Below are 26,153 nucleotides of genomic sequence, written 5' to 3' on the forward strand. Positions count from 1 at the left end.
GTTATATTAAAATATGTTAGGAATTATTTTTTGATTGGTTCGATGTATCTGGTGTTCGAATCGTTTTCCGGTTCCAATTCCAACGCACCACTTGTGTTTTTCGCCAGAGATAAGGATTAGGTACTACCAGAGCATGGACCAACCGTGTAAAAGGAAATAGTAAAATGATGGAATAAGCACTAACAATATGTGCTTTTACCATAAATGGCATGGCCGTGATATAGGTTAAATCCGGAGAAAATTTAATGACGGACCATAAATAAGGTGCCAAGGATGCAGCAAACCAAGTGGAACCCCAACGATAAAAATAAGCGGTATATAATCCTGTAATCACTTGAACTGTAAGAAAAGCAAATACCCACCAATCCGCAGGCGATGTAACTATTTTTGCCATGGCATTTGTACGACGACGTAAAATTATATTAATCAAACCAATTAGGGTCATGAGTCCGAAAATGAACATGGCCACTTCCATCACATAAAGTCGAGCGGGAACACTATTCCACCACAAAACAGTTTCTGGGACTAAAAACCAAATTAAATGTGCTGTTAGGACGGAAATGATGCCATAATGAAACGGGACCATGGCCCAAAAATGTTGCTTATTTTCTAAAAATTGAGATGATAAACTGGAATAAGTATACGCCTTAGACCGGTACCGTTGTATCGTAACGAGAAAGAAAGTAAAAATAGTCACATACGGAAACATGCCGAATAAAAATGTATCGAGTAAATGTTTATATTGATCCATCAGGCGTCTCCTGTCTTAATCCCAAAGTTTTCTTTAAATAATTCATCCACATATAAAATGGCATGTTGAAATGGGTTGTCAGAATCTTTAAATCCATCCATGATTTTTTCTAAAGCAGGTTGAACATATTTCTGAACGAATTTGCCACAGTTTTTCTCATCCAAACCATCCATCGCTGCCAAAACATGGGTCAAATGATCTGGCAATTCGGATGTTTCTTCTATCCCTTGCATGCGGAGTAATTCACGGATTTTCAGCATGAAAGCGCCCCGTTCATATGCTTCACCATATAAATGCCACCCCAAATCCAAACTGGTGGTTGGGCTCATATCAAATGTTTGGGTAAACTTTTCTTGAAGATCCGACAGGGATGTATCTGCAATAAAATCCAAATAGGTCTTCAATGATTTGGAACCATGATTCTCCATCCGTTTAACCGCAGATATTGTATCCACATTTGGATAGGAGAGCATGGGAATGAGTTTCGTATATTGAATTTCCACTAATTTCCCCGCGCTGGTGCTTCTCTAAATCCGAAACCAACTTCCTGCTTATGTTCCAATGGATCTTTCATCATTTCGATGGCTTCTTCTCTGTGTGCAGGTGGTATCACAAAGCGATCATCAAAAGTACAAAGTGAAGTGAGTTTATAAATCTTATCCGCTTCTTCAGGATTACAATCAGCTTCCAATAGGGCTTTTTCAGCACCCAATACATCAATATCACCTACCGTTAAGGCTCGACGATAAGCGCGAATAGCAGATTGTTTTTTCAGTACATACCGCAAATGACTTTCATTGCCACCGCCGAACATGGATGCCAAATATTTTATAGGCACACGTGCCTTATCAAAATCGGGAAAATATTCATCATTTATACTGCGAACAGAATCGCCTTCCTGTGCTGACATAACTGGTAACATGGGTGGCACATAAAATAACATGGGCAATGTGCGATATTCCGGATGCGGCGGTAAAGCAATTCCCCATTCTTTTACAAATTTATAAACGGGAGAATTTTGGGCCGACTTGATAGTCGAATCAGCAATACCATTTTTCTTTGCTTCCCGAATCACATTTTTATCAAAGGGGTCCAAAATCATTTCGCGTTGTGCGTCAATTAATTCATGATCTGCATGTTTGGCTGTTTCTTCAATTTTATCTGCATCGTATAAAAGCACGCCAAGGTAACGAATCCGTCCCACACAGGAATGGAAACAAGCAGGCGCTTGCCCTGTTTCTATCCGTGGAAAGCATAAAATACATTTTTCTGATTTTCCTGTATTCCAATTATAATATGTTTTTTTATAAGGACAGGCTGTAATACAAGATCGCCAGGCGCGGCACCGTTCTTGATCCAATAAAACGATACCATCTTCTCCCCTTTTATAAAGCGCTCCCGATGGACAAGATGCCACACAAGATGGGTTCACACAATGATTACAAATCCGTGGAAAATAAAACATCATGAGACGTTCGATGGCAAAAAGTTGGTCTCTTTGTTCATCTGATAGACTGTCTAAATTAATATCGTTTTCTGCATAAATAGGTGAGCCGGATAAGTCGTCATCCCAATTGGGGCCCGCTTCAATATCCATATATTCACCCGTAACCATGGAAATGGGTTTTGCCGTAGGCTGATCATCCCCCGCCGGTGCATCGAATAAATCTTTATATTTATATGACCATGGTTCATAATAATCATCCATGGTTGGCATATCCGGATTGTGAAAAATATTGGTAATCGTTTTAGCTTTATTGGTAGATTTTAGTTTCAATTCACCATCCACCAATTCCCAACCACCTTTATATTTGTCTTGATCTTCCCAACGCGTAGGAAAACCTGTCCCCGGTTTTGTTTCCACATTATTCCACCACATGTATTCCGTCCCTTTACGGTCGGTCCAAATGTTTTTACAAGCAACGCTGCATGTGTGGCACCCGATACATTTATCTAGGTGAAATACCATTGAAATTTGACTTCTAATATCCATAATTCTCTCTTTTAGATTTTCACCAGTTTAAGATGGGTAATTTCCGCACCATGATAAATGTGTCACGATTTGATCCTGTGGGACCCCAATAATTGAAATGATAGGTAAATTGCCCATATCCCCCAACCATAAGATTTGGCTTCAATCGGGCACGTGTTAGACTGTTATTCATCCCCGCTCGTCTATTCCCACGCAAGGGCGATTTGGGTACGGATAAGGTTCGTTCAGTGGCATGATAAATAATCACAATACCACGTGGAATTCGCACACTCACATTGGCGCGAGTCACCACGACACCATTATCATTATAGACTTCTACCCAATCATTATCTACAATGCCTAACTCCAGGGCATCCTTGTCATTAATCCAAAAAGGCTCAACACCACGACTCAACGTGGACATGCGATGGTTGTCTCCATAGGTTGAATGGATATGCCATTTTCCGTGAGGCGTGAGATAATTAAACACTTTTGTTGGATGTTCACTTTCACTCACATTCAATTCTGCATATTGGATGGGTGTAGGCTTCGGTTTATAGGTGGGTAAATGTTCACCAAATTGAATATATCCTGGATGATCCAAATAAAAATGTTGCCGTCCAGTCAAAGTTCGCCACGGCACCAATCGTTCTACATTGTAGGTGAAAGGTGAATAGGCACGACCATTTTCAGTGAGTCCAGACCACATAGGGCTATTGAGAAGTCGCCGTGGTTGTGCACATAAATCATCAAAATCCACACGAGTTCCACGGTTCTTTTCAGCCAAATCTGCTAAAACCAATCCTGTCTTTTCTTCCATATTTTTATAGGAACGATGAGCCAATTCACCATTGGTAACGGTGGCCAATGTTAAAATTGTATTCGCAACATCTCGAGCTTCTCTCAAAGATGGGTAAGTTTTATCATCCCATTTTTCTGTTGGATGTTCTTCCATCAGACGTTCATATTCATCTTTGACTTGGTAACCAGTGCCATGAGCACCTAATCCATTTTTAGGAATATTGGGTCCGTAGGACACAAATTGATTATAAACATTTTTAAAATCACGGTTCACAATTTTCATCCCCGGCATTGTTTTACCTGGGATGGCTTCTATTTCACCAGAAATCCAATCTTTAATGTCGGTTTGAGCAATTTCCGCAGGCGTATCATGGGCCAATGGAATAGAGACCAAATCTTCAACTAAATCCGGAAAATGATTTTTAGCTAACTCTGAAAATGATTCTGCAATGGCTTTAAATATATCCCAATCGGATTTGGATTCCCACGCTGGGGGAACTGCTTCTTGCAATGGATGAATAAAACTGTGCATATCTGTTGAATTCAAATCGTCTTTTTCGTACCAAGTTGCAGCAGGTAAAACAATATCCGAATAGAGTGCAGATGTATCCATGCGGAAATTCAGATCTACAACCAAATCCATTTTCCCTTGAGGAACTTTGTCATGCCAAACCACTTCTTCTGTAGAACCTTTGGCAAAATTGCTATCAGAAACTTGATTGGTATGTGTTCCTAAATAATGGTCTAAAAAGAATTCATGTCCTTTGGCAGATCCGCCAATCGCATTTCCCCGCCAAATAAACCAAACACGTGGAAAGTTGGCTGAATTATCAGGGTCTTCAATAGAAAATTTTAATTCACGCTTCTTTAGTTTTTCCACCACATAATCCACAACAGATTTTTCATCAGTCGCACCTTCATTTCGAGCTTCCTTTACCAAATCAATGGGATTCGCTTCAAATTGAGGGTAGAAAGGCAACCATCCATTACGGACTGCCTTTACATTCACATCAATTGTATGTCCCTTCGCCAAACTATTTTCTGGCTGATTTTTTGGGACGGTATGATAATCGGTGAATCCTTTTTCATATCGCCACTGATCAGAATGGACATAATGCCAACTGGGTGTATTCATCAATCTCGAAGGACCAAACCAATCTTTCGCCAAAGCAATAGAGCCCCAAGATTCTCCCGGTGCTAATTTTTCTTGTCCAACATAATGTGCTAATCCACCGCCATTTTTCCCAATACATCCTGTAAACATGAGTGCATGAATCGCTGCACGATAAGTCAAATTTGCATGATACCAATGGTTTATTCCGGCACCAATAATAACCGTACATTTACCGCCGGTATGCATGGCAGTGCTTGCCCATTCCCGCGCAAACCGAATCAACGTATCGGGAGAAATACCCGTATATTTTTCAGCCCAAGCCGGTGTGTACAATTCGTCCGATTCATAAGAATCTGGGTAGCCTTCTAATCCCCTTCCCACACCGTATTGTGCCATGAGCAAATCATAAACTGTGGTAACGGGAACTTTTCCGTCTGCCGTTTCAATATATTTTACAGGGACTTTTCGAAGATTCGTTTCACCTTCAGCAAAATTATCTAACTCAATCTCCATCAAGTCGTCGGAATCATTCAAAAAAGACAACTGCGGATTAATTATAGATCCATCCACATTATCTTCTAATTTAAGATTCCACTTCCCTTTATTCTCTTTAGCCCAGCGATTGCCGACAGATCCCATGGGGACTTTTGTCTTTTGATCTTTCTCATCCCACATAAGGAATTGCCAATCGCCATTTTCAATTGTTTTATATTGATTAAGTCGATTGGCCCGGAGCAACTGATTGGGACGGAGAACATCATTTAATTTTTTGATTTCTACTAAAAAAGGTGAATCTGTGTATTGCTTAGTATAGGTTAAAAAATCTTCTGTTGGTTTTTCATGATGAAATTCTTTTAAAATTACATGATTTACTGCCATCCAGAATGCACCATCCTGCCCAGCATTTACAGGAATCCATTCGTCTGAGAATTTGGATACTTGAGAAAAGTCAGGAGAAAAGACCACCATCTTCGTACCATTATGTCTCGCTTCTGCAGCAAAATGCACATCAGGCGTTCGGGTCATATTTAGGTTTGCACCCATAACAGCCAACATTTTTGAATTGTACCAATCGGCCGATTCTTGAACATCGGTTTGCTCGCCCCAAGTTTCTGGAGATGCACTAGGCAAATCGCAATACCAATCATAAAAAGATAGGGCTACACCCCCAACCAATTGCATCAATCGTGCGCCGGCAGCATAGCTCACCATGGACATAGCTGGAATGGGTGAAAATCCCGCAATTCTGTCTGGACCATGCTGTTTAATTGTATGTACCATAGAAGCAGCAATCAATTCTTTGACTTCTTCCCAATCTCCCCGGCGAAACCCACCTTTACCACGAGCATTCTGCCATCGCTTTCTTTTTTCAGGGTCATTCACCATGGATTGCCATGCTTCTGCTGGATCTGAATATTCTGCCCGTGCTTCTTTCCAAAGATCGAGTAGAATTCCACGGATATAAGGATATTTCACCCGTAATGGGCTGTATAAATACCATGAAAAAGAGATGCCACGCTGACAACCGCGGGGCTCATAAGGTGGAATACCACTTTCTAATTTGGGGTAATCTAATCCTTGCATTTCCCAGGTAACAATTCCATCTTTTACATGAATTTGCCAAGTACAACTTCCTGTACAATTTACCCCATGCGTGGAACGAACAATTTTATCATACTGCCAGCGGTTGCGGTAAAATTCTTCCCATTTTCTATTTTGGGGTACCACTTCATCCTGAATCCAGGATAATTTTCCGTTTTTATCACTCATTACAAATTTCCTTTTACCATTTTTCTTCTCACAGATCGAAGACGGTTTCCCCAGAATAAATCAAATAGAATCAGTACAGTTGCCAATCCGATAAATCCAATAATTAAAAAATTAAAATCGTGCATGCTCGCTTCGCTCACTTCGGACTGACCCTTATCTTTAAAAAATGCCACCAGTGGTAACACTTCTTCTTCGTCAATTGGGTGCTTGCCATAAATAGGGCCCATGATTTCACTGGCAGGACTAGAAAGCCATGCCGCCAATGCGACCTTGCCCCCCAATCGTCCATACACATCCGTCAAATTAGGTCCTAATAATCCACCACCTAATGCACCTTCGCCAGAAATGGAATGACATCCGATGCAAGAAGGACCGCTATTTTTCAAGGTGGATTCACCCATAAATAATGCGCGACCTTTTACAATATCACCGGGCGTTAAAGCTCTGTCGGCCAAGGTAGAACCGCCAAATACTGATTTCTCTTTTGCTGATTCAGCCTTAATAAAATCCAATAAAGATTGAACGATAAAAGGTGTAAGTCCACCAACTTTAGGCATAATTATTCCACGGGATTCATCTACCAATTGGCGTGCATAAGTATCGCCCGAATTAATCACTGACATAGGATCGTTAATGAATCCTTTAATCCATGCATCATCTTTTCGGTTATGTACATTTTTCAAATCTGGACCTGTGAGTCGCCCACCACCAATGGTATGGCAACTGGAACAATTTTGCTTGTAAAATTTCTGGACATCTTGACTAATGGCTCCAGATATCAAGAAAAGTGTTGGTAAAATAATTTTAAAGAAATTTTTCATATTGATGTGATTGTTTAACTATTGAAGGTCACCAAGATTGGCAGTGTTTTTGAGTCCAGGGAGATAATTTCGACTTATAACATCCTTGGACAGATTGTCCAATGTTTCAGTTTCCATTAAAGTGTGTACTTGGGTTATAACATCTTTCCAACGATGATGAAACGGACAGGGAAATTCATCAGAGCATGAATCGTACCCAAACCCACATTTTGGTACAATGGATTCGGGGCCATCAATGGCTAATAAAATATCATTAATAAAGATGTCACTTGGGTGTTTTGCCAATTTGATTCCGCCATTTCTGCCCCGTGTAGAAGAAATTAAATTATGCTTTCGAAGCGTTCGAGTAATCTTTGATAAAAAGGACGGTGGTATGTGATATGCACCTGCAATCTCTGAAACCATAATAAGACCTATCCCGTCTTTAACGGCAAGGTATATCATAGTCTGAATGGCATATTTGGCTGATTTTGAGTAAAACATTATATTTGGATACTGTTATCTTGTTATAATATTACGAGTCAATGTATAATTAAGGCAAGGGTTATTACGGATGCCTTTATCCTATTTTATTATATATGCTAAATTATATGAATAAAAGGTGAATGAGCGCTAATACAAATACTTAATATTCTAAATAGAAAAACTCTATTAAATAATAAGGATTATTAATTCATGATTAGCTCTTAAAATGCATGATCCATGTCATCAATTAAATCAGCAGCAGATTCTATTCCTGGAGAATACCTAATCAAAGAATCAGAAATACCTGCCTTAGCCCTTTCTTCCGGGTTCAAAAATGAATGGGAAGTTTGAACTGGCCGGGTGATTAGAGATTCGACTCCGCCTAAGCTTGCTGCGTTTAAGGGGTATTTTAAACGGCCAATAAATTCATCAGAATAATCAACACCGCCCTTCAATTCAAAACTTAACATTGCGCCATATCCACCAAAGTATTTCTTCGCACGGAGGTGTTCAGAATTTGAAGGTATTCCAGGATAATTCACTTTAATAACATTTTCATGATTGTTTAAATATTCAGCGATTTTCTTCGCATTCTCTGATTGTTTATTAAATCTTAATAGTAGTGTTTTAATGCCACGTTGAAGTAAATAGCATGTATTTGGATCCATTGAACCACCCAAATAATTCAATTTTGATTTGATTTTATAAATATGTTCCTCACCTCCCATAATAGCACCGCCAACAATATCAGAGTGACCATTTAAATATTTTGTGGCGGAATGAAGGACAATATCAAAACCGTTCACAATTGGATTATAAAGAACAGGTGTTGCAAAAGTATTATCAACAATTGATATCAAGTTATTTTCTTTAGCAAATCGTACAATCTCATCTAATTCTGGAATAGTCATAAGCGGATTAGTAATCGATTCAATATATATTACTTTTGTATTGGGTTTAATTTTTAAGGCCCAATCAGAAGGTTGACTAGCATCAATAAAATCAACGTCTACTCCGCTTTTTGGTAATTCTTTGGATACATACCCTGCGGTACCACCATACAATACCTTATGACATAATAGATGATCACCGAGTTCCAAAAAGGTGTTTAAAGTAGTCGTTATTGCACTCATACCAGAAGATGTGACTAAAGCAGCTTCCGAACATTCTAATGCAGCTAATTTTCTATGAAGAAAAATATGATTTGGTGTATTGTTAAGTCGAAGATACCGCATACCTATTTCCTGGCTATCTTTATCAATCTCATAGGTTGAACTTTGGAAAATCGGAATATTAACTGACCCGGCATACCTTGCCCTTGGTTCCCCTGCATGAATAGATTTTGTCTCAAATGACATATTTTTAACTGACATCACTTATCCTTTGGTTTATGAAATTTGTGTTATTTATAATAAATGGTTTGTTAACAATAAAAAGCAATATATCCAAAACTCTTTGGATATTACAATATATTAATAACGATTTATTGTGGAATAAAACGATTTTTCCCCTACTTAATAAATTGAATTAGATTAATTGTAAAGAAATTAAACCGCAAATATTAAAGTAACTATTATATTCGGATACAGAACTCTTATTAAGTTTCCCACTTAATTGTTCAATGAAAATGATGCCAAAGTTCCCTTCTAAATATATTCACAGTGCCATTTTAATTGCCTTTTGGGCAGGCATAAATATGGGTGCTCATGTTGCCTTTACAGTCGGTTTTGATTTTCCCCTAGGGAAAGGATTTCATGCTTACATTCAAACACATGGCTATCTTCAGTTAATGGGGTGGATAGGACTTTTTGTGATGGGAGTCTCAATTCATTTTTTATCTCGATTAGCCCATTTTGAAAATATAAATAAACTTCATATATCTGCCATATTGGTATCAATGGTATCGGGTTTATTCCTGAGATTTATTACCCATTCTTTCTTACCATTTATAAATGAGCCATTTTGGTATTATTTTTTAGGATGGGGTACCATTTTTTCAGGAATCTTGGTTTTATCAGGGATTATATTATACTTAGTATTTCTTTATAATATTATTCAGAATATTAAACCATCTTTCATTACCCCAAATAGGGATATTAGAATATTTTTGATGATGAATATTTTTGGTTGGTTGATTTATGGTGTTGGAAATCAAATATTATTAATAAATATGGTAATCAATCATGATATTTCTATCCTACACAACTGGCATCTTTTTCTAACTGATATATTTATTCATTTTACAATTTTTTCAATATGTATTGCCGTTAGCATCCGGGCACTCCCTCTTTTTTTAAGACTACCTTCAATTAAATGGAATGTAAGGTCATTTAGCATTCTTTATTTAATAATCATTTCTCTAATCTTTGGATTTAAAATATTGTTTCATTTTGTATATATCTCTTGGTTCCCAAAAATGATTTACAGCTTCAGTATTCTAAAAAATCTTCTATTAATTTGGTTCATAATAAGATTGGATATATTATTCAAATCTAAACTATCTTGGATTTCAGAAACAAATCATGAGCGTAAACCCCGGAAAATCACGCCACGAAAATCTTTGCCAGACTATGGTGAATTCGGACGATTTGAGTGGCTTATTCGCTCTGCATTCTTTTGGCAATTTGTCGGCCTTATTTTTGATATCTTATTGCACGCTGGGTTAATAACCAAAATTCAAATGGGAATAAATATTGACGGAATACGACATATGTGGTTGGCCGGATTTACTTCTTTACTTATAATGGGAATGGCGGTGCGAATGATACCGGGAATGACCGGTGCGATGAAACTGACACACCCTAACCGAGTTGTCTATCTTTCAATCATAATAAATATTTCCGTTTTATTTAGAGTCCTTTCTGCTATCATTCCCGAACAAGCCTTAATCCTCCTTCCTTTCAATGGAACTATTGCTACTCGTATGTTTGGTTTGTCTGGATTAATATTTTTATTCGGACTTGGAATATTTTATTATATTATGAAACCTGTACTAAAATGCTGTCGCAATTAAAAAGATATAAAGAACACTCATTCAAACTCAACAAGAAGACAGACCCAAAGAGGATCGAAAAGTGTTCAATTTTATTTGGCTCTACAGTAGAAAGAGTGGTTCGAAAATCTTCCATTCCTGTTTTAATTATTCCAGGCGATAAAGAACCGCTCGAAATACCCTAACAAATCCGGGGAAGTTGTTCTCCCGAAATCATATCCACAATCTTTTCAGGTCCAAAGGGTTGCACCATAGTGACTTTAGCTTTTCCACTTGATAGTACGTATCCAATCCGAATCGCATCTGGAATCGCAGACAATACCCCATCAACATCATCTGGAGATACAAAAGAAATAAATCGACCTTCATTGGCTAAATAAATAGGATCAAAACCCATAATTTCACACGCACCCCGAACTTCGTCCAAAATAGGAATAGCTTCTTCTTCTAATTGAATATGTACCTGAGCTGATTGACTGATTTCAACCAATGCACTGGCGAGCCCACCCCGCGTTAAATCTCTAAAACAATGAGGCGAAACGCCTGCATCAATTATGGATTTAACTTGGTGGTTCACCGCCATACTATCAGACTTAATTGTGGTGGAGAATTTCAAACCTTCTCGTACCGCCATGATGGCGATACTATGGCGACCAATATCACCTGATATGACTACTGCATCCCCTGGTTTCACATTTTGTGGACTAATATTCACACCGGGAATGACTTCGCCAATTCCAGCCGTATTGATATAAATACCATCCCCCTTACCTTTATCAACAACTTTAGTATCCCCTGTAACCACATCCACACCTGCTTTTTCTGATGCGAGTTTTATAGAGTGAACTATTCGTTCTAAGTCCGCAATGGGAAATCCTTCTTCTAATATAATGGCTAAACTGAGATATTTTGGAATGGCACCACACATGGCCACATCATTTACGGTGCCATGCACCGACAAACTTCCAATATCGCCCCCAGGGAAAAAGAGTGGATCAATGACAAATGAATCTGTGGAAAAGGCTAATTTTGTATTTCCCATTTCTAAAATTGCACCATCATGCAACTGATCTAAGACATCATTGGAAAGCGTAGATTGAAATAAATTTTGAATCAACTGATTCATTACTTTACCGCCACCGCCATGTGCCATCGTTATATGGCCGGAATTATCAAATGGTACCGGACAATTTAGTTTAAAATCTGTCATAAAATTATAATCCTAAAAATTGAATTCCCAATCCACTGGACAAAATAATACTTCCTGCAAAGGCATGGGTGTAAGGTTCAAATTTTCTGATCTGTACATACCCCAATCCTGTAATACCTAAATAAACAAAGCCCATCATGGTGCTGATGGTTACCAATGTAAAGACAAGACTCACGGCAAATAATCCAACATAACTATGTTGAAAAGTTGATGCCATTAACAAAGGTATTAATGGCTCGCATGGCCCCAATACAAAAAAGATAAATAAGGCCCAAATTGAATTTTTAGACACGGTAGTTCCTACCGAATGATGATGGGGTTTTGGATTGAAATAAACTTCTCGTAATCCCCATAATGTGTAAAGCAATCCGAATCCGATTAAAAACCAAGCAGCAATATCTCCACGGACTGATTTAATCCATTCAAATTGAGTCAATCCAATCCCTGCGCCTATGCCAATACCTGCAATAAACATGGATGAAAGTGTGTGTCCAAATCCACAAAATGCTGTTATGAACATTGTTTTCTTTTTTGTCCAGCGATTCGCTTGGGATAAGGCAACAAAGGGCAAATAATGGTCCGGGCCAAATAAAGTATGGATGAATGCTACTAATGCAGAAGATGACAGTAAAATCGCTAATTCGTTATTCATAAGTGTCTATGGTATTTATGATAGGCGGCACAAGCTCCTTCAGGAGAAACCATGGTGGCGCCAAACGGAGATTCTGGTGTGCATGTTTTTCCAAAAGCAGGACATTCATTAGGCCGTTTATGGCCCATCAAAATTTCACCACTAATACAATCAGCCGGTTCTTCTGCGGTGGTATTGATAACACCAAATTTCTTTTCTGCATCGAATTTTTCATATTTTTCGGTTAACCCCCATCCACTCATTGGGATTTCGCCAATACCACGCCATTTTCTCGGAATAACTTTAAACACATCTTTTAATATTTTTTGAGCCGGATCATTCCCGCGTTTTGTCACGGAACGAACATATTGATTTTCTACAACATACTTCCCCGCTTCTAATTGTTTTATGGTCATTAAAATCCCATGAAGAAGATCCACTGGTTCAAACCCTGTTACCACAATAGGGACTTTATATGTTTCGCATAGTAAAAAATATTCTTCATATCCCATGACAGTGCATACATGTCCTGCAGCGAGAAATCCCTGCACTTGATTTTTTTCCGATTGGAGAATAGCTTCAATAGCTGGCGGGACTAATACATGCGAAATGAGTACACTAAAATTTTTCAATTTTTGGGCGTGAGCTGCCACTACTGTCATCGCATTCGCAGGGGCTGTGGTTTCAAATCCTACACCAAAAAAAACAATATCTTTATTAGGATTTTTAGTGGCCAATTCCACGGCATCCATAGGGGAATACACAATGCGCACATCCCCACCTTTGGCTTTCACCGTGAATAAATCGCCATGACTCCCCGGCACACGGAGCATATCTCCAAAAGATGTAAATATCACGTTCGGGTGGGCTGCAATTTCCAATGCTTTATCAATCATTTCCACCGGCGTAACACACACGGGGCACCCGGGGCCATGCACCAAACGTATTTTATCTGGAATTAATTCATCAATTCCATATCGAATAATGGAATGCGTTTGGCCACCACACATTTCCATAATAGTCCAAGGTTGGGTGGTGGATTTATGAATTTCATCCACCAATCGTAGCACTGTTTCTTTATCTCTGTATTCGTCTAAATATTTCATATTTACAATTCAAGATTTCCAATTTCGTTTAAATAATCAAAGACTTTTAATGCTTCTTTTTCATCAATAACGCTGATGGCAAATCCCACATGAACAATAAGAAAATCTCCCACATTGGCTTCCGGTGTGTACGACAAATTCACATCTTTTATAATTCCACCAAAACTCACTTTTCCCGTCTTGATTAATCCATCATCTTGAATCATTTTTATCAATTCACCTGGTATGCCTAAACACATTCTTTTTGTCCCCCGTAATAAAGTGCGGCAGCTTGTCCCATAGAGATTCCACCATCGTTAATTGGTATATCTTGATTCCAATAGACCTTGAAATTCTTGAGTCTTAGTTTGTGTATTGTCTGTTCCAACAATGTTTTATTTTGAAAACAACCGCCTGATAAACAGATAGTATTTATGTCCACTAATTCTGATACAACACCAATCATATTGGATAAAGATTCATGAAATTTATAGGCGATTTTTTTTCGTGAAATTTTTGAATTAACATCATGCAAAATAGTTTCTACCATGGGTGTCCAATCTAAAACATGCTTCCCATTTTCATGATGAACTGTAATGGGATAAGATATGTCAGAAGAATAGTCATCAATGGAAAACTCCAAATCCATCGCAGCTTGGCCTTCGAACTGAGTTTTTTGGTTATAGCCCGATATAAAACTCACCGCATCAAAGAGTCGCCCCATGCTAGTGGTTTCATGGATATTCGTTCCCGATTCAAACATCGTTTTCATAACATCGAGTTCAAAATCTTTAAATGAATTTTGGACAAGTGGCAAATCAAATACATCATTCCCCATGAGAGTAAATAGCAATCCCAATGCGGATCGGCGTGGTTCTTTCGCGCCTAAATCTACGCCAGGAAGTTTAAACGGTTTTAAATGAGCAGTCCGTTTCCATCCCTGCCTATTTATAGTAAAAAATTCACTACCCCAAATTGTATTATCTACGCCCAAACCCGTACCATCCCACGACAAGCCGAAAACGGGAAGTGGCAGGTGATGTTCTGCAATGACCGACCAAATATGAGCAATATGATGCTGAACTGGATACAAGGGTAATCCCAATGATTTCGCAAAGGTCGTGGATTGATAATCGGGATGCAAATCACAGGCTACCGATTTCACATTTAAATCATACATTTGAATCAAATCTTGGCTCACCGTTTGTTGCGTTTGAGCCGATAACTCTGAATCCAAATTTCCAATATGTTGGCTCATAAAAAATTGATTTTTCCGCGTAACGGTGATAGTGTTTTTCAAATGTGCACCTGTGGCCAAAATGGATGAAAGCCCTTCTTTCACCTGAATAGGAAACGGAGCATATCCACGAGCTCGGCGAAGAATCATTTTTTTTCCTGCCATTAGACGAACCACAGAATCATCAACGGGGCGAACGATAGGACGAGTGTGAATTAGATATCCATCAGCAATCTGGCCCAATCTCTCCAAGGCTTCAGCTTCATCTATGCAAATGGGTTCGTTGGCCAAATTGCCACTTGTGGCTATAATAGGGAATCCCAAACCACTCATTAATAATTCGTGCAATGGAGTGTATGGCAACATCAATCCTAAATTTGGATTCCCAGGCGCAACCTGCTGAGTGAACATGACATTTTGTTTCGATTTTAAAATGAGTATGGGTTTTTCAGGCGATGTTAAAATAGAAATTTCATTAGGATCCATTTCACAAAGGGATGACGCCATTTGAAGATTTTTCACCATGAGCGCAAATGGTTTAGCAGGGCGATTTTTTCTTTTTCTCAATGTGTTGACTGCCACAGAATTTCTGGCATCACAGATTAATTGGAATCCGCCCAAGCCTTTGAGTGCAATAATTTTTCCCTGACATATTTCATCAATAGTCCAAATGAGCGCGTCTAGCTTTTGAGCGATTTCGGTTCCTGAATTATTCCAAAAAGATAATTGGGGGCCACAATTAGGACATGCATTGGGCTGTGCATGAAAACGTCTGTTTTCTGGATCATCGTATTCAGATTGACATTGGGTACACATTTTAAATTTCGCCATGGATGTTTCTGGACGATCATATGGTAAATTTTTAATAATAGAAAAACGTGGACCACAGTTAGTACAATTCGTAAATGGATATTGATACCGACGATTTGTCGGCTCAGCAATGTCGATTAAGCAATCATCACAGGTGGACATGTCGGGTAAAATTAAGGCGGATTTTTCGCCGGATTTTTGGCTATGAACAATTTTAAATTGACTCAACCCATTGGGGTTGGCCTTATGGGTTTTAATTTCAAAAATTCGTGCTAAAGGTGGAGCTTCCGATCGCAAATTGGATAAAAATGTTTGAATAGATTCATCATTGCCTTGGGCCAAAATGCTGACACCTTCGGTAGTATTTTTCACATGACCGGTTAGAGAGTTCGCCCGCGCCAATTTATAAATAAACGGGCGAAAACCAACACCTTGCACCATGCCTGATATATAAATTTTCAGTGCTTTTGGACTAAAAACGTCACTCATTATTCGCACCGATTAAGAATCAATATCAACGGATTTTAGAAGAATATCCTGGGCTTGTGGATGAAACGCATCATCAGATGTCTCAATGTTTAAGTCCACACCTTCTAATTCAGAATTTTGGGTGGCCATATCAAAATGTTCTTTTAAATGATTTGCGGAAATATGGCTCATTGCTCCCAGCCAAAGTGAAATAGAATTCACTTTTTTTGCTTTCCCATCTTTGGCAACAAGTCTTATTTTTTTCAATAAATCATTCAATAGAGTCATTTCATGCATAAGTTGGATTGCCGGTTAATATTTTTTGAATATCTTTCAACAACATTCCTGTCACTTTATCTGCAGATATTTGAACATGTTTTGAAATATCTTTTCCTATACCAAATTGTTCACCTTCAATCCCATAAATAATTAAGCTTTTTGGCAATTCACCCAAGACTCGCGCCATTTCAACCGCTTCTGCTACACCAAATGCATGTGTTGAATAATGAAAAAAGTCCGTAGGGACTTTTTCTTGATTTGCAAAAATACGATGAATGGTGCCCGGCGCTTTGCCGGACTGAACCGCATCTACCAAAAAAACGTGCTGATATTTTTTCCACACGTCCATAATGTCTGACCCTTCGCCAGACCGTTCCATAAGATGCACTTGTTCTGGCGGACCCATTCGCAAAGTTTTCAACACACTTAATCCTACAGAATCATCACTTCGATAGGGGCTGCCGACCCCAATAACTAAAATTGATTTTTCCAAATTAATTCCTTTGTATATCTAGTTTTAAAAAGTGAGTGGCACAAGAAATACATGGATCATAATTCCGGACAGCTTGTTCACATTTCCAAGTGAGATCGTCATCATCCAAATGAATAAATTTGGGAATGAAATTGGATAAATCTTCTTCAATCCGACTCTGATTTTGTGCCGTGGGTGGCACAATTTTTGCCGTCTTAATAATACCCTGTTCATCAATCTCATATCGATGATACAAACTACCGCGGGGTGCTTCTGTACATCCATATCCTACACCGGCTTGGATCTCATACTCAACGGATGCTTTGGCTGGTTTTTCGTAATTTTCAATAATACGGATTGCTTCATCAAAAGCATATACTGTTTCTAAAGATCGAACCACAATACTCTGAAATGGATTAATCACCTGTCGATCATATCCATTATCCACGGCCACCTGTTTAGTCAAATCGGATAATTGATTATAATTCAAATTGTATCGAGCAAGGGGACCGACCAAATAATTACCGTGATTTTTATGAACAGATTGAAGAGCATTAGAATGAGCTACATGAATTTCTTCAAAATGGTTTTCGTAATCCTTTATATCAATATCCAAACCACGATTTGAAATTATCCGACCTTCATTGAATGGATATTCATCTGGATGATGGAGTGAGACAAATTCATAATCCTGATCAAAATCTGGACATGGGAGTGAGTTGGCCACTTTCACTGCTTCTATGGATGCATCTCTAGCCCATTTTAATTCTTCCAATAAATTAGAAAAGTCCTTCTTGTCTGGCACTTTATAAAACCCACCTACTTTATTATTAATGGGGTGTATTTCACGACCACCCAATAGACGCACAATTTCATTTCCAGCTTTTTTGAGTCTGAGCGCCATTTTTACCAATTCTGGTTTATCGCCAGCCAATTGAATGGCATCCTGATAACCCAGAAAATCGGGTGCATGTAACATAAAAACGTGAAGCACATGGCTTTCAATCCATTCACCACAATAAATGAGCCGTCGCAATTCTCGAAGTTGACCACCAACTTCAATACCCAAGATTTGTTCCATTGCATGAATAGAACTCATGATATAGGCGATCGGGCAAATTCCACAAATCCGCGCCGCAATATCCGGTGCTTCAGTGAATTGCCGGCCACGAAGAAAAGCTTCGAAAAATCGCGGCGGCTCAAAAATTTTCAATTGACATTCTTCTAATTTATTATCTTTAATTTTGATGAATAATGCACCTTCGCCTTCAACACGGGCGAGATAATCGACTTTAATCGTTTTAGTATTACTCAAGACGTTCACCTGCACTTTTAAATGGTTCTAAAAATCCGTTAAATCCCCGAAAGGCTTGTAATATTGTTTCATTTTCCACCCCCAAGTTTTGCCAAATTTCGGTCATGGAATCTGTATTGGCAGAATCTTGCGGACCAAAGCAGCCATAACACCCCCGATTAAAGGATGGGCAAATTGCCCCGCAACCGGCTTGAGTTACGGGTCCAAGACATGGTTCATTCCCTGCAACGAGTACGCACGTATTTAATTTTAATTTGCAATCCATGCAAACTGAATGTGTGGGAATATTTGGGCGCTTTCCAGATAAGAGTGAAATGACAACTTCCAATAATTGATACTTATCAATTGGGCAACCCCTTAATTCAAAATCTACATTTATATAATCGGAAATGGGGTGGGACTGATCCAGCGTATCAATGAATTGTGGATTCGCATACACAATATTGGTGAACTCTTTTACGTCAGAAAAATTCCGTAATGCTTGAATACCACCTGATGTTGCGCATGCACCAATCGTAATGACAAGATCTGATATTTCTCTAATTTCTTTAATACGTTCAGCATCATGGGGTGTGGTAACCGAGCCTTCAACTAAAGATATTTCGTAAGGTCCGGGCACCACTTCTCGAGATGCTTCTGGGAAATTAGCAATGTGTACAGCTTGGGATACCGCCAGTAATTCATCTTCACAATCTAGCAATGATAATTGACAACCATCGCAAGATGCAAATTTCCAAACGGCAAGTTTAGGTCGATCGTTTGCCATCACAACTCCTTGACTCTAAAGAAGCGTTCCGCTTCGGTGTAATTAAAAACAGGGCCATCTTTACAAATAAATTCTGGACCCAATTGACAATGGCCGCACAACCCAATACCACATTTCATATTTCGCTCCATAGAAATCCAAATCTGATCTGCCGGTATGCCAAATTTTAATAATTCCCGTGTTACAAACCGGATCATGACTTCGGGGCCACATACCAATGCGGCACCATTTTCAGGATCAATATTCAGACGGGGAATAAGAGTGGTTACAACACCTACTTGTCCATGCCAGTTTTGATCTGCGACATCAACGGTAATCCGAATTTGAAGATCTAAATGACTCCGCCAATCCATAATTTGCTTTGGAAATAATATCTCTTTTGGTGCTCTTGCACCATAAGCTACAGCCAAACGATTAAAATCATTCCTGTGATTTAAGACATGATAAATGGCAGGACGTAAAGGCGCAAGTCCAATACCACCGCCCACAATGATAACATCTTTCCCCTTCATTTTTTCCATGGGCCAAACAGAGCCAAAAGGTCCCCGAACACCAACCATATTTTCTGCATTTAATTGGCATAACGCATGGGATACATTTCCCACATCTCGGATGGTATGAATCAAAGTGTCTTGATTATGACAATCGCCACTTATTGAAATTGGAATTTCTCCAACCCCCACTGCATACAACATATTGAATTGTCCGGGAGAAAATTTTCCTATGCGTGCCCCATTCAGATTCTCGAGAACAAGAGTCCAGGTATCATGGGTTTCTTGAATTTTCTCCTTAACCCGCAAAAATGTGGGTATCATGGGAGTTTCAGGTGAGAATCCCTTCATTAATTCAGTTTGATTTTCCATAAATATCCACCAGTTGTAATCGGGTTGCTATAAGACGGTTTTGAAGGATGCGAGAAAATCTTCTCATGAGTTCATATCCTAGCTCAGGATTTTCATCGCATTTTTTTCGAATACATTTCCCATCCAGTCTGATAGATTTCGTATCTTTTTTTGCCATGGCATCAAATTGCCAGATAAAAGGCGAAAAAAGCCATGACCAACCCAACACCTCTTTTGCTTGTAAAGATTGTATAATAATCGGTCCACGGTTATGAGTATGAATAGATAAATCAACAGCACCTGTTAATAAAATGTGACAATAGTTGGCTTCTTCTCCTTCCAAAAAAATTGTTTCACCTTTAGAAAATGATTTTTCTGATGCACAGCCAATTAAATCGGAAATCGTTGTAAAAGGTAGCCCTTTAAAAATCATATGTTCTGATAAATGTTTTGTAATGCGGTCAGTCATGAGATGTTTTTCCCTGTGTATAGGTTTCAGGTGACTGTGATAAAGCGGCCAGTTCTTCTGTAATATCGATTTTAGATGGGCACCAAGTGATACACCGGCCACATCCTACACATCCTAGTGAATCGAATTGATCTTCCCATGATGCAAATTTGTGAGTGACCCATTGACGATACCTAGATAAGGTGGATGCTCGGGTGTTTCCACCATGGATGTATGTAAACTCCGACGTAAAACACGAGTCCCATTTTTGTTGTCTTTCGGAATTTCCGTCCAAATCATTTACATCTTCTACAGTCATGCAAAAACATGTTGGACACACCATGGTACAATTGGAACAAGACATACACCGTTCGGCCACATCACTCCAGCGTGGATGATTTGGATGGTCTAATAATTTTGATTTGAGTCCCGTTGTTTTTATTTTTCTTTTTAATTGAGACCGAACTCTTTCTAATTGAGCATCCTTAACGATTACTTGATTTTGGGTCGCATCTTTCATATTAATTTGGTTTAGAATAATCTGACCTTTTATTGTCTCAGATCGCACCAAGAAAAAGTGTTCCCCTTCATTCACAATTTCAGTGAGAATGATATCGCTTCCATTTTGAATTTCTGGACCGGAACCAACAGAATCACAAAAGCATGTTTCGCATGTATTAAAACATTCCACAGTTATAATAAGGGCTTGTTCTCGTCTTTTTTTATAAGCAGGATCAATATAAGTGCCACCCATAAAGACTTTATCTTGTATAGAAATAGCGGCCATTTCGCATCCCCGAACACCAATAAAGGCATAGCTGGGCTGTTCTTCTGAACTATGAATGGAATATTCTTTTTCACCCTTAGATACTTTAAAAATAGTTTGAACTGGTGGAAATAAATATTTTTTCCAAGAATAGGGTGAAATGGTATAGCCGAAAAATCGACTGGAATCCGTCTGTTGAGCAACATATTTCCCTGGACTTTGATGATCAATTAGGCCTTTAGGTAATTCATCTGCCTTTTGGATGGGTTCGTAAGAAATCACACCTTCTTTTTCCGTGGGGCCAATAAGGGTATAATTATTTATTGTAATTGCGTTAAATAGCTCATCCAATAAATCATGTTGAAGTACTTTAATTTCCATTGAGTCTCCCTTTAGATTTCATCAATTTTCGTGTAACCCTTTTTAATCTTTCCGATACATCATGTCGTGGGGTACTTAAATATATTTTATGGGGCCATCCAAAAAATTCTAGCGGTATTACTATTGAATCGCTTCGGGTATTTTGTTTGTAAATGGCAAATTTCAACAAATAGGATAAAGAAGACAAAGATTTGATAACATGTTGAAATTCAGGAGATGTTTTTGAATTACCGTTCCCATCAATTATAAGAAAATATATTGGGGTTACATATGCTTTTATCACCTGTTTACCAGATGAATTATATAAATGCATTAGTTCCGTTTTAAAATCGATCTTTTTCATTTCAAATCTCCACGATTTAAAGATCTTTTTCCTAAAGTAGGCAATCCAGCTATCTGAAAATAGGATAATCTTATCCTATTTGCAAGTTTAAATGAAATCATCTAATTTGTCGACGAGAATACTGGATTGTTCTTGATGTTTTTAATTTTATTTTTTAATACAATCGGCTTGCATTTTACCATGATTATTGACCCCATTATGCACGAGACACCGGCAATGATAAACGGAACCATCCAGACAGATGGATCTGTTGTGGATTGGGCTGAATCTTTGAAATATCCGGCCAAATAGGGTCCCACTATTCCTGCGATTCCGTAGGCCGAAAAGACCCAACCATAATTAGTCCCTACATTTTTATTTCCAAAATAATCTGCAGTAATTGCAGGAAATAATGCAAAATTTCCACCAAAATTAAATCCAATAATCGATGCTGATATGATAAACCCAAATTCTGATGCATAGACGATAAACACATGATATACCATAAACATAATTATACCCTGAATGGCCGTTAAAATGATGATGGTGATTCGTCGACCAATTTTATCAGAGACAACTCCCCAAACAATTCGTCCGAGTCCATTAAAGATGGCATACCACGCCATAGCTGTTCCTGCCACTAGTCCCGGATTATTCACATTGTGATATGCCAGAGCATCCGTGCCAAATAAACGAATACAATAAATAACCATCAATCCAGATAAAGCAGAAAATATGAATGTCATCCAAATTAGATAAAACTGATGAGTTCGCAACATCTCATAAGAAGAAAGGTTCATAGATTCACCCTGTGTATGCTCATTGGAATGTGTGGACCATCCTGCTGGCACATATCCTTCCGGCGGGTTCACCATGACAAGACTTCCTAATAAAACCAAAGCTGTAAATATTATTCCATAAATCAGAAATACACTTTGCACATTAGATAAATCAAAAAGGGAAACTGTATTTAAAAGTCCTCCAAACCATGAATCCGCCATTTTTACCCAAATCGTGGCACCAAAACCAAATCCTGCCACGGCCAATCCTGTAATCATGCCTTTTTTATCTGGAAACCATTTTACTCCGACTGCGATAGGAACGACATAGGCAAAACCAATGCCAGCTCCCCCAAAAACGCCGATAAACAAAAATTGCATAAAAAATGTCGACCCAAAAAAGCCACCCATCATATAGCCTGCACCTAATAAAATCCCACCTAATATTGCAATTTTTCTCGGACCGTACAAGGCTTGTAAGCGCCCTGCAAGAATCATAACAAACGCAAATGTTGCCAATCCTGCCGAAAAAATAAGTGCTGCTTCGCGTGCCGAAAACTGATAAAGTCCACTTGGATCTGTAATTATTTTCGTAAACACACTCCATGCATAAATAGCACCTAAAGCCAATTGAATCATAATAGCACCCACAACTACGAGCCATCTATTTTCTGTTAATATTATATTCATCATAGTCTCCAATCATTAAAATGTTAAATAGCTTGCAAATAATATTCGGTGATTTAAAACAGGCTCATCGCTTGTATTAGCCAATGGCTTTAAATGTGAATCAAACTCAGATGTATATAATACGAGAGTTATATCATACTCTAATCCAAAGTGAAGATTTTTATTTTTCCAAATTAACCTTGGACTTATTCTAGCCACTTTTTCAATTTCAGGTGATCTCGCATAAAACATATAAGAATTCATTTGGTCCTCATGGTCATCAATTCCTTGATTCAAAGTGAAACCAGTAAATAATCCAGTCATGAATGATTTATAATTAAATTCAAGATCAATCCAATAGCTTGAGACACGGGTTCCTAAATACGTTGTACTTGAATCAAAATTTGTTATTTTAGCCAGTCCACCCATCATAAGATGATCAGACAAATCCGTCCCAGATACATATTTATATTTAATTTTAAAAGCATCAAATTCAGTTTTTCCATAGACCGTAAAAGCGGTCTCATTAATAATAACTTTTTCTGGCCGGAGCGATTTTTGCGTCCACCCCAGTCCCACCAATCCGGATGAATATTGATATACAGAATGAAGATGAATTGCGGGGATTCCTGCTCGTTGTTGTATCGATTTTCCTAAAATTTCTTGATAGGCATCCCGTTGCATAGTTATTGAAAGTTTTAATTGAAGTTTTTCTAATAAATTTTTATATAATGATATTTGCGGGAATCTCGCAAAAGGTTGAATGGGTGCACCTGTATTAAAATTTAAAACACCTGGATATACTTCAACCGTAAATAATGGACTCCAATATTGCCCCAACAAAATTTGGGTAGAAGCCTTAGATATTTTTATAAATGCATGACGTAATCGGACAATATTTTCTAATCCATTTGTTGTTCCAAAAAAGTCGCCTTCAACTTTTCCACTTATAGAATAATTGCCATATTTTTCAGGTAATATAGTCAAACCCAATCGCGTTTGAAATGATGTCATATTAAACATGGGAATGCTATTCTCATCCCAATTAGTTTCATCATTCGCAACAGTTTTCGGGTATAAATAAAAATGACATTCTCGCGAAGCTACAATTTGACGTGAGTTATAAAAAGTATCAAAGCGGATGAAACCGCCATATTTTAAAGTCGTTCCTGTTAATGCTGAACTTATTAACAAAAAGATAATAAGTATTTTTCGCATCTTGATTACCATTAATTATAAAATGGGCAAGCTCCAAAAACCATCCCTCACAACAAGCCATATTTTTTCTAATATTATCTTTTTCACAATTAACTCCATATAATTTTCTATGGTTTAATACTTTCAATAAATTTATCGATCAATTTCCAATTCACATGTTCCATAACCACAATCTTCCACCATTTGGGTGAACCTGAATGAGTGTCTGGAACTAAGGTGTATTTCTCACAAATACTTTGAGAAATATCCTCAGATCGAATTGCAACAATATTCATGAAACTGTTCCTAAAATATCGAATATTTAAGGCTTCTAATTTTTTGCATAAGTAATCTGTTTTTTTGATGAATTTCTGCATATGATTTTTTAATCCTTTAGACCCATGTATATTTAAAATCATCCAAGTGGCAATAGCATTTGCCCCAGAACGAGATCCGCAAAGTGTATGGTCTAGTCCCTCAATATAACTGGCCTCTTTTGTCATCACATTATCTATCAACCCTTTTCTAATAAGAAAAATTCCTGTACCATAAGGTGCTTGTAACATTTTATGGCCATCTACTGAAACAGAATCAATATATGGATTTTCAAAATTGAATGTGCTATTAGGATTGGTAAATGGATAAATAAATCCTCCGAATGCAGCATCAATATGAATTTTATATTGGATATTCCTGGATTTATAAAGGTCAGTAATCTCACCTATACAATCAACTGAACCAAACATGGTAGTGCCCATATTTAACACAGTGATAAAATATTTAATACCATCACTTTTCATTTTTATCAATTGACTATCCAGTTTTTGAAGGTCAATCTTCCTGCTGTTGAAATCAACATTTAAAATGTTATAATTCAGTTGTAAAATATTGCAAGCTTTATACAGAGAATAATGAGTATCCTCTGAAAACAATACTACAATTTCATCATTTTTCGCGTTTAGAATATTTTTATAATAATCACGATAAATCCAAATAGCCTGTATATTACATTCCGTTCCACCTGGAGCAATATAGCCATCAAGAGTATTGTGCTTTGCTCTAAATATTTCTTCACCACAAATCCGAAGCAACTCTAATTCAATCTGCTGAGTGCCTTTAAATGATGGCAATGATTTATCGTAAGTATGAAGTCCTATATGATTTGGGTTCTCAATAAATGACCTGATATAAGGTGCATTCTCAAGGAAATCTGCGTCAGATGGGAATATTTTTGGATCAAGATAAGTTGCTGGTAATCCCAGAATATTGTTGTCATAAAAACTTGAATTTTGATCCAAAGCTTTCAATACTGTGGATTTTAATTCATCAAAGGATTTTTCTGGCCAATACATTACAAATAGATCAGATAAAGTTTTTTACACATTATTAATTAGGAATGGCCTAATGACACTCGATGTTTTTGAATTAGGGTAAATGCGATCGCATTTTTTCCCTTTTCAAATTGATTGCGTTTGTACTCATTGTAGGCAACCAAAAGGAGGGACACAAACAATCGAAAAGGTATTTTGCTAGCAATCCACCATTTCATATCGAGTGTCATAGCCAATTATTAATATTTGGGTCAATTAATCCTTCCCAAATTGAAATTTTTAAAAAACTTGTTCTAACTAAAACCCTTTAGGTTGAGGAACATTCCGTTAGTACCCATGTTCAGTTATTCAACTTCGAAAAAAATCTCGCCACGCTTTTATCCCCCGCTCGAAAAACCTTTTTAAGCACACCTTGTTCTAAAACATCCTTAGGTGCAAAAGGAACCTTCAATTTGTAAA

The 26,153-nt window shown here is 37.9% G+C and carries 23 protein-coding genes; 1 reads left to right on the top strand and 22 read right to left on the bottom strand.

Features of this window, described 5'->3' with window-relative positions; translation table 11 throughout:
* Window positions 1-16 precede the first annotated feature (16 nt).
* The 7 genes from narI to HN459_02505 all read right to left on the bottom strand — a co-directional run bounded on the left by narI (window position 17) and on the right by HN459_02505 (window position 9,067).
* Complete coding sequence (narI, locus tag HN459_02475; GenBank protein ID MBT3478306.1) at window positions 17-751, bottom strand: respiratory nitrate reductase subunit gamma; 735 nt, start codon at window positions 749-751, stop codon at window positions 17-19.
* The gene (locus tag HN459_02480; GenBank protein MBT3478307.1) at window positions 751-1,254 is read right to left on the bottom strand and encodes a hypothetical protein; all 504 of its coding nucleotides are present in this window, start codon (window positions 1,252-1,254) and stop codon (window positions 751-753) included. The genes narI and HN459_02480 overlap by 1 nt, the downstream gene beginning before the upstream one ends.
* Complete coding sequence (gene narH, locus HN459_02485; GenBank protein ID MBT3478308.1) at window positions 1,254-2,744, bottom strand: nitrate reductase subunit beta; 1,491 nt, start codon at window positions 2,742-2,744, stop codon at window positions 1,254-1,256. Before narH ends, HN459_02480 begins: the two co-directional genes overlap by 1 nt.
* Window positions 2,745-2,763: 19 nt before the next feature.
* Window positions 2,764-6,408, bottom strand: coding sequence for a nitrate reductase subunit alpha (locus HN459_02490; GenBank protein ID MBT3478309.1), 3,645 nt, complete (start codon window positions 6,406-6,408; stop codon window positions 2,764-2,766).
* Window positions 6,408-7,229, bottom strand: coding sequence for a c-type cytochrome (locus HN459_02495; protein MBT3478310.1), 822 nt, complete (start codon window positions 7,227-7,229; stop codon window positions 6,408-6,410). The genes HN459_02490 and HN459_02495 overlap by 1 nt, the downstream gene beginning before the upstream one ends.
* Before the next feature lie 18 nt (window positions 7,230-7,247).
* A complete protein-coding gene (locus HN459_02500) occupies window positions 7,248-7,712 on the bottom strand; it encodes an Rrf2 family transcriptional regulator (GenBank protein MBT3478311.1) in 465 nt (154 codons plus the stop codon).
* 203 nt (window positions 7,713-7,915) lie between these two features.
* Window positions 7,916-9,067: an aminotransferase class I/II-fold pyridoxal phosphate-dependent enzyme gene (locus HN459_02505; protein ID MBT3478312.1), complete on the bottom strand. Its 1,152-nt coding sequence runs from the start codon at window positions 9,065-9,067 to the stop codon at window positions 7,916-7,918.
* 254 nt (window positions 9,068-9,321) lie between these two features.
* Between HN459_02505 and HN459_02510 the strand changes: the two genes are divergently transcribed.
* Entirely contained in the window at window positions 9,322-10,707 is a 1,386-nt protein-coding gene (locus HN459_02510; GenBank protein ID MBT3478313.1) for a hypothetical protein, read from the top strand.
* A 160-nt stretch (window positions 10,708-10,867) separates the two neighbouring features.
* Here HN459_02510 and hypE read toward each other — a convergent pair whose 3' ends face one another.
* The 15 genes from hypE to HN459_02585 all read right to left on the bottom strand — a co-directional run bounded on the left by hypE (window position 10,868) and on the right by HN459_02585 (window position 25,715).
* Window positions 10,868-11,896, bottom strand: a complete 1,029-nt coding sequence (gene hypE / locus HN459_02515; protein MBT3478314.1) for a hydrogenase expression/formation protein HypE — start codon at window positions 11,894-11,896, stop codon at window positions 10,868-10,870.
* A gap of 4 nt (window positions 11,897-11,900) precedes the next feature.
* Window positions 11,901-12,548: a hypothetical protein gene (locus HN459_02520; protein ID MBT3478315.1), complete on the bottom strand. Its 648-nt coding sequence runs from the start codon at window positions 12,546-12,548 to the stop codon at window positions 11,901-11,903.
* Window positions 12,545-13,633, bottom strand: coding sequence for a hydrogenase formation protein HypD (hypD, locus tag HN459_02525; protein ID MBT3478316.1), 1,089 nt, complete (start codon window positions 13,631-13,633; stop codon window positions 12,545-12,547). The genes HN459_02520 and hypD overlap by 4 nt, the downstream gene beginning before the upstream one ends.
* 2 nt (window positions 13,634-13,635) lie before the next feature.
* Complete coding sequence (locus tag HN459_02530; protein MBT3478317.1) at window positions 13,636-13,872, bottom strand: HypC/HybG/HupF family hydrogenase formation chaperone; 237 nt, start codon at window positions 13,870-13,872, stop codon at window positions 13,636-13,638.
* The gene (gene hypF / locus HN459_02535; protein ID MBT3478318.1) at window positions 13,863-16,148 is read right to left on the bottom strand and encodes a carbamoyltransferase HypF; all 2,286 of its coding nucleotides are present in this window, start codon (window positions 16,146-16,148) and stop codon (window positions 13,863-13,865) included. The genes HN459_02530 and hypF overlap by 10 nt, the downstream gene beginning before the upstream one ends.
* Before the next feature lie 12 nt (window positions 16,149-16,160).
* A complete protein-coding gene (locus HN459_02540; GenBank protein MBT3478319.1) occupies window positions 16,161-16,394 on the bottom strand; it encodes a hydrogenase maturation nickel metallochaperone HypA in 234 nt (77 codons plus the stop codon).
* Window positions 16,395-16,416: 22 nt separating this feature from the next.
* Window positions 16,417-16,899: a hydrogenase maturation protease gene (locus HN459_02545; protein MBT3478320.1), complete on the bottom strand. Its 483-nt coding sequence runs from the start codon at window positions 16,897-16,899 to the stop codon at window positions 16,417-16,419.
* 1 nt (window position 16,900) lies between these two features.
* Window positions 16,901-18,202 carry a Ni/Fe hydrogenase subunit alpha gene (locus tag HN459_02550; protein ID MBT3478321.1) on the bottom strand — a complete coding sequence of 434 codons (1,302 nt, stop codon included), beginning with the start codon at window positions 18,200-18,202 and terminating at the stop codon, window positions 16,901-16,903.
* On the bottom strand, window positions 18,186-18,959 hold the full coding sequence (locus tag HN459_02555; GenBank protein MBT3478322.1) for an oxidoreductase: 774 nt from the start codon (window positions 18,957-18,959) through the stop codon (window positions 18,186-18,188). Before HN459_02555 ends, HN459_02550 begins: the two co-directional genes overlap by 17 nt.
* Window positions 18,959-19,801 carry an FAD/NAD(P)-binding protein gene (locus HN459_02560; GenBank protein ID MBT3478323.1) on the bottom strand — a complete coding sequence of 281 codons (843 nt, stop codon included), beginning with the start codon at window positions 19,799-19,801 and terminating at the stop codon, window positions 18,959-18,961. The genes HN459_02555 and HN459_02560 overlap by 1 nt, the downstream gene beginning before the upstream one ends.
* A 4-nt stretch (window positions 19,802-19,805) precedes the next feature.
* Window positions 19,806-20,270 carry a cyclic nucleotide-binding domain-containing protein gene (locus tag HN459_02565; GenBank protein ID MBT3478324.1) on the bottom strand — a complete coding sequence of 155 codons (465 nt, stop codon included), beginning with the start codon at window positions 20,268-20,270 and terminating at the stop codon, window positions 19,806-19,808.
* On the bottom strand, window positions 20,263-21,396 hold the full coding sequence (locus HN459_02570) for a 4Fe-4S dicluster domain-containing protein (GenBank protein MBT3478325.1): 1,134 nt from the start codon (window positions 21,394-21,396) through the stop codon (window positions 20,263-20,265). The genes HN459_02565 and HN459_02570 overlap by 8 nt, the downstream gene beginning before the upstream one ends.
* Before the next feature lie 444 nt (window positions 21,397-21,840).
* Window positions 21,841-23,187 carry an OFA family MFS transporter gene (locus HN459_02575; protein MBT3478326.1) on the bottom strand — a complete coding sequence of 449 codons (1,347 nt, stop codon included), beginning with the start codon at window positions 23,185-23,187 and terminating at the stop codon, window positions 21,841-21,843.
* A gap of 15 nt (window positions 23,188-23,202) precedes the next feature.
* Window positions 23,203-24,384: a hypothetical protein gene (locus tag HN459_02580; protein ID MBT3478327.1), complete on the bottom strand. Its 1,182-nt coding sequence runs from the start codon at window positions 24,382-24,384 to the stop codon at window positions 23,203-23,205.
* Window positions 24,385-24,491: 107 nt separating this feature from the next.
* Entirely contained in the window at window positions 24,492-25,715 is a 1,224-nt protein-coding gene (locus tag HN459_02585; protein MBT3478328.1) for an aspartate aminotransferase family protein, read from the bottom strand.
* Between the last annotated feature and the right edge of the window lie 438 nt (window positions 25,716-26,153).

Source organism: Candidatus Neomarinimicrobiota bacterium (assembly GCA_018647265.1).
GTDB lineage: Bacteria > Fidelibacterota > Marinisomatia > Marinisomatales > TCS55 > TCS55.

What these genes read in the sequence shown, in the direction of transcription:
- HN459_02560 (MBT3478323.1), bottom strand. Translation starts at nt 19,801, where the DNA reads ATGAAGGGATTCTCACCTGAAACTCCCATGATACCCACATTTTTGCGG.
- narH (MBT3478308.1), bottom strand. Translation starts at nt 2,744, where the DNA reads ATGGATATTAGAAGTCAAATTTCAATGGTATTTCACCTAGATAAATGT.
- HN459_02500 (MBT3478311.1), bottom strand. Translation starts at nt 7,712, where the DNA reads ATGTTTTACTCAAAATCAGCCAAATATGCCATTCAGACTATGATATAC.
- HN459_02570 (MBT3478325.1), bottom strand. Translation starts at nt 21,396, where the DNA reads ATGGAAATTAAAGTACTTCAACATGATTTATTGGATGAGCTATTTAAC.
- hypF (MBT3478318.1), bottom strand. Translation starts at nt 16,148, where the DNA reads ATGAGTGACGTTTTTAGTCCAAAAGCACTGAAAATTTATATATCAGGC.
- hypE (MBT3478314.1), bottom strand. Translation starts at nt 11,896, where the DNA reads ATGACAGATTTTAAACTAAATTGTCCGGTACCATTTGATAATTCCGGC.
- HN459_02530 (MBT3478317.1), bottom strand. Translation starts at nt 13,872, where the DNA reads ATGTGTTTAGGCATACCAGGTGAATTGATAAAAATGATTCAAGATGAT.
- HN459_02575 (MBT3478326.1), bottom strand. Translation starts at nt 23,187, where the DNA reads ATGAATATAATATTAACAGAAAATAGATGGCTCGTAGTTGTGGGTGCT.
- hypD (MBT3478316.1), bottom strand. Translation starts at nt 13,633, where the DNA reads ATGAAATATTTAGACGAATACAGAGATAAAGAAACAGTGCTACGATTG.
- HN459_02510 (MBT3478313.1), top strand. Translation starts at nt 9,322, where the DNA reads ATGATGCCAAAGTTCCCTTCTAAATATATTCACAGTGCCATTTTAATT.
- HN459_02555 (MBT3478322.1), bottom strand. Translation starts at nt 18,959, where the DNA reads ATGGCAAACGATCGACCTAAACTTGCCGTTTGGAAATTTGCATCTTGC.
- HN459_02565 (MBT3478324.1), bottom strand. Translation starts at nt 20,270, where the DNA reads ATGACTGACCGCATTACAAAACATTTATCAGAACATATGATTTTTAAA.
- HN459_02520 (MBT3478315.1), bottom strand. Translation starts at nt 12,548, where the DNA reads ATGAATAACGAATTAGCGATTTTACTGTCATCTTCTGCATTAGTAGCA.
- narI (MBT3478306.1), bottom strand. Translation starts at nt 751, where the DNA reads ATGGATCAATATAAACATTTACTCGATACATTTTTATTCGGCATGTTT.
- HN459_02490 (MBT3478309.1), bottom strand. Translation starts at nt 6,408, where the DNA reads ATGAGTGATAAAAACGGAAAATTATCCTGGATTCAGGATGAAGTGGTA.
- HN459_02585 (MBT3478328.1), bottom strand. Translation starts at nt 25,715, where the DNA reads ATGTATTGGCCAGAAAAATCCTTTGATGAATTAAAATCCACAGTATTG.
- HN459_02495 (MBT3478310.1), bottom strand. Translation starts at nt 7,229, where the DNA reads ATGAAAAATTTCTTTAAAATTATTTTACCAACACTTTTCTTGATATCT.
- HN459_02505 (MBT3478312.1), bottom strand. Translation starts at nt 9,067, where the DNA reads ATGTCAGTTAAAAATATGTCATTTGAGACAAAATCTATTCATGCAGGG.
- HN459_02580 (MBT3478327.1), bottom strand. Translation starts at nt 24,384, where the DNA reads ATGCGAAAAATACTTATTATCTTTTTGTTAATAAGTTCAGCATTAACA.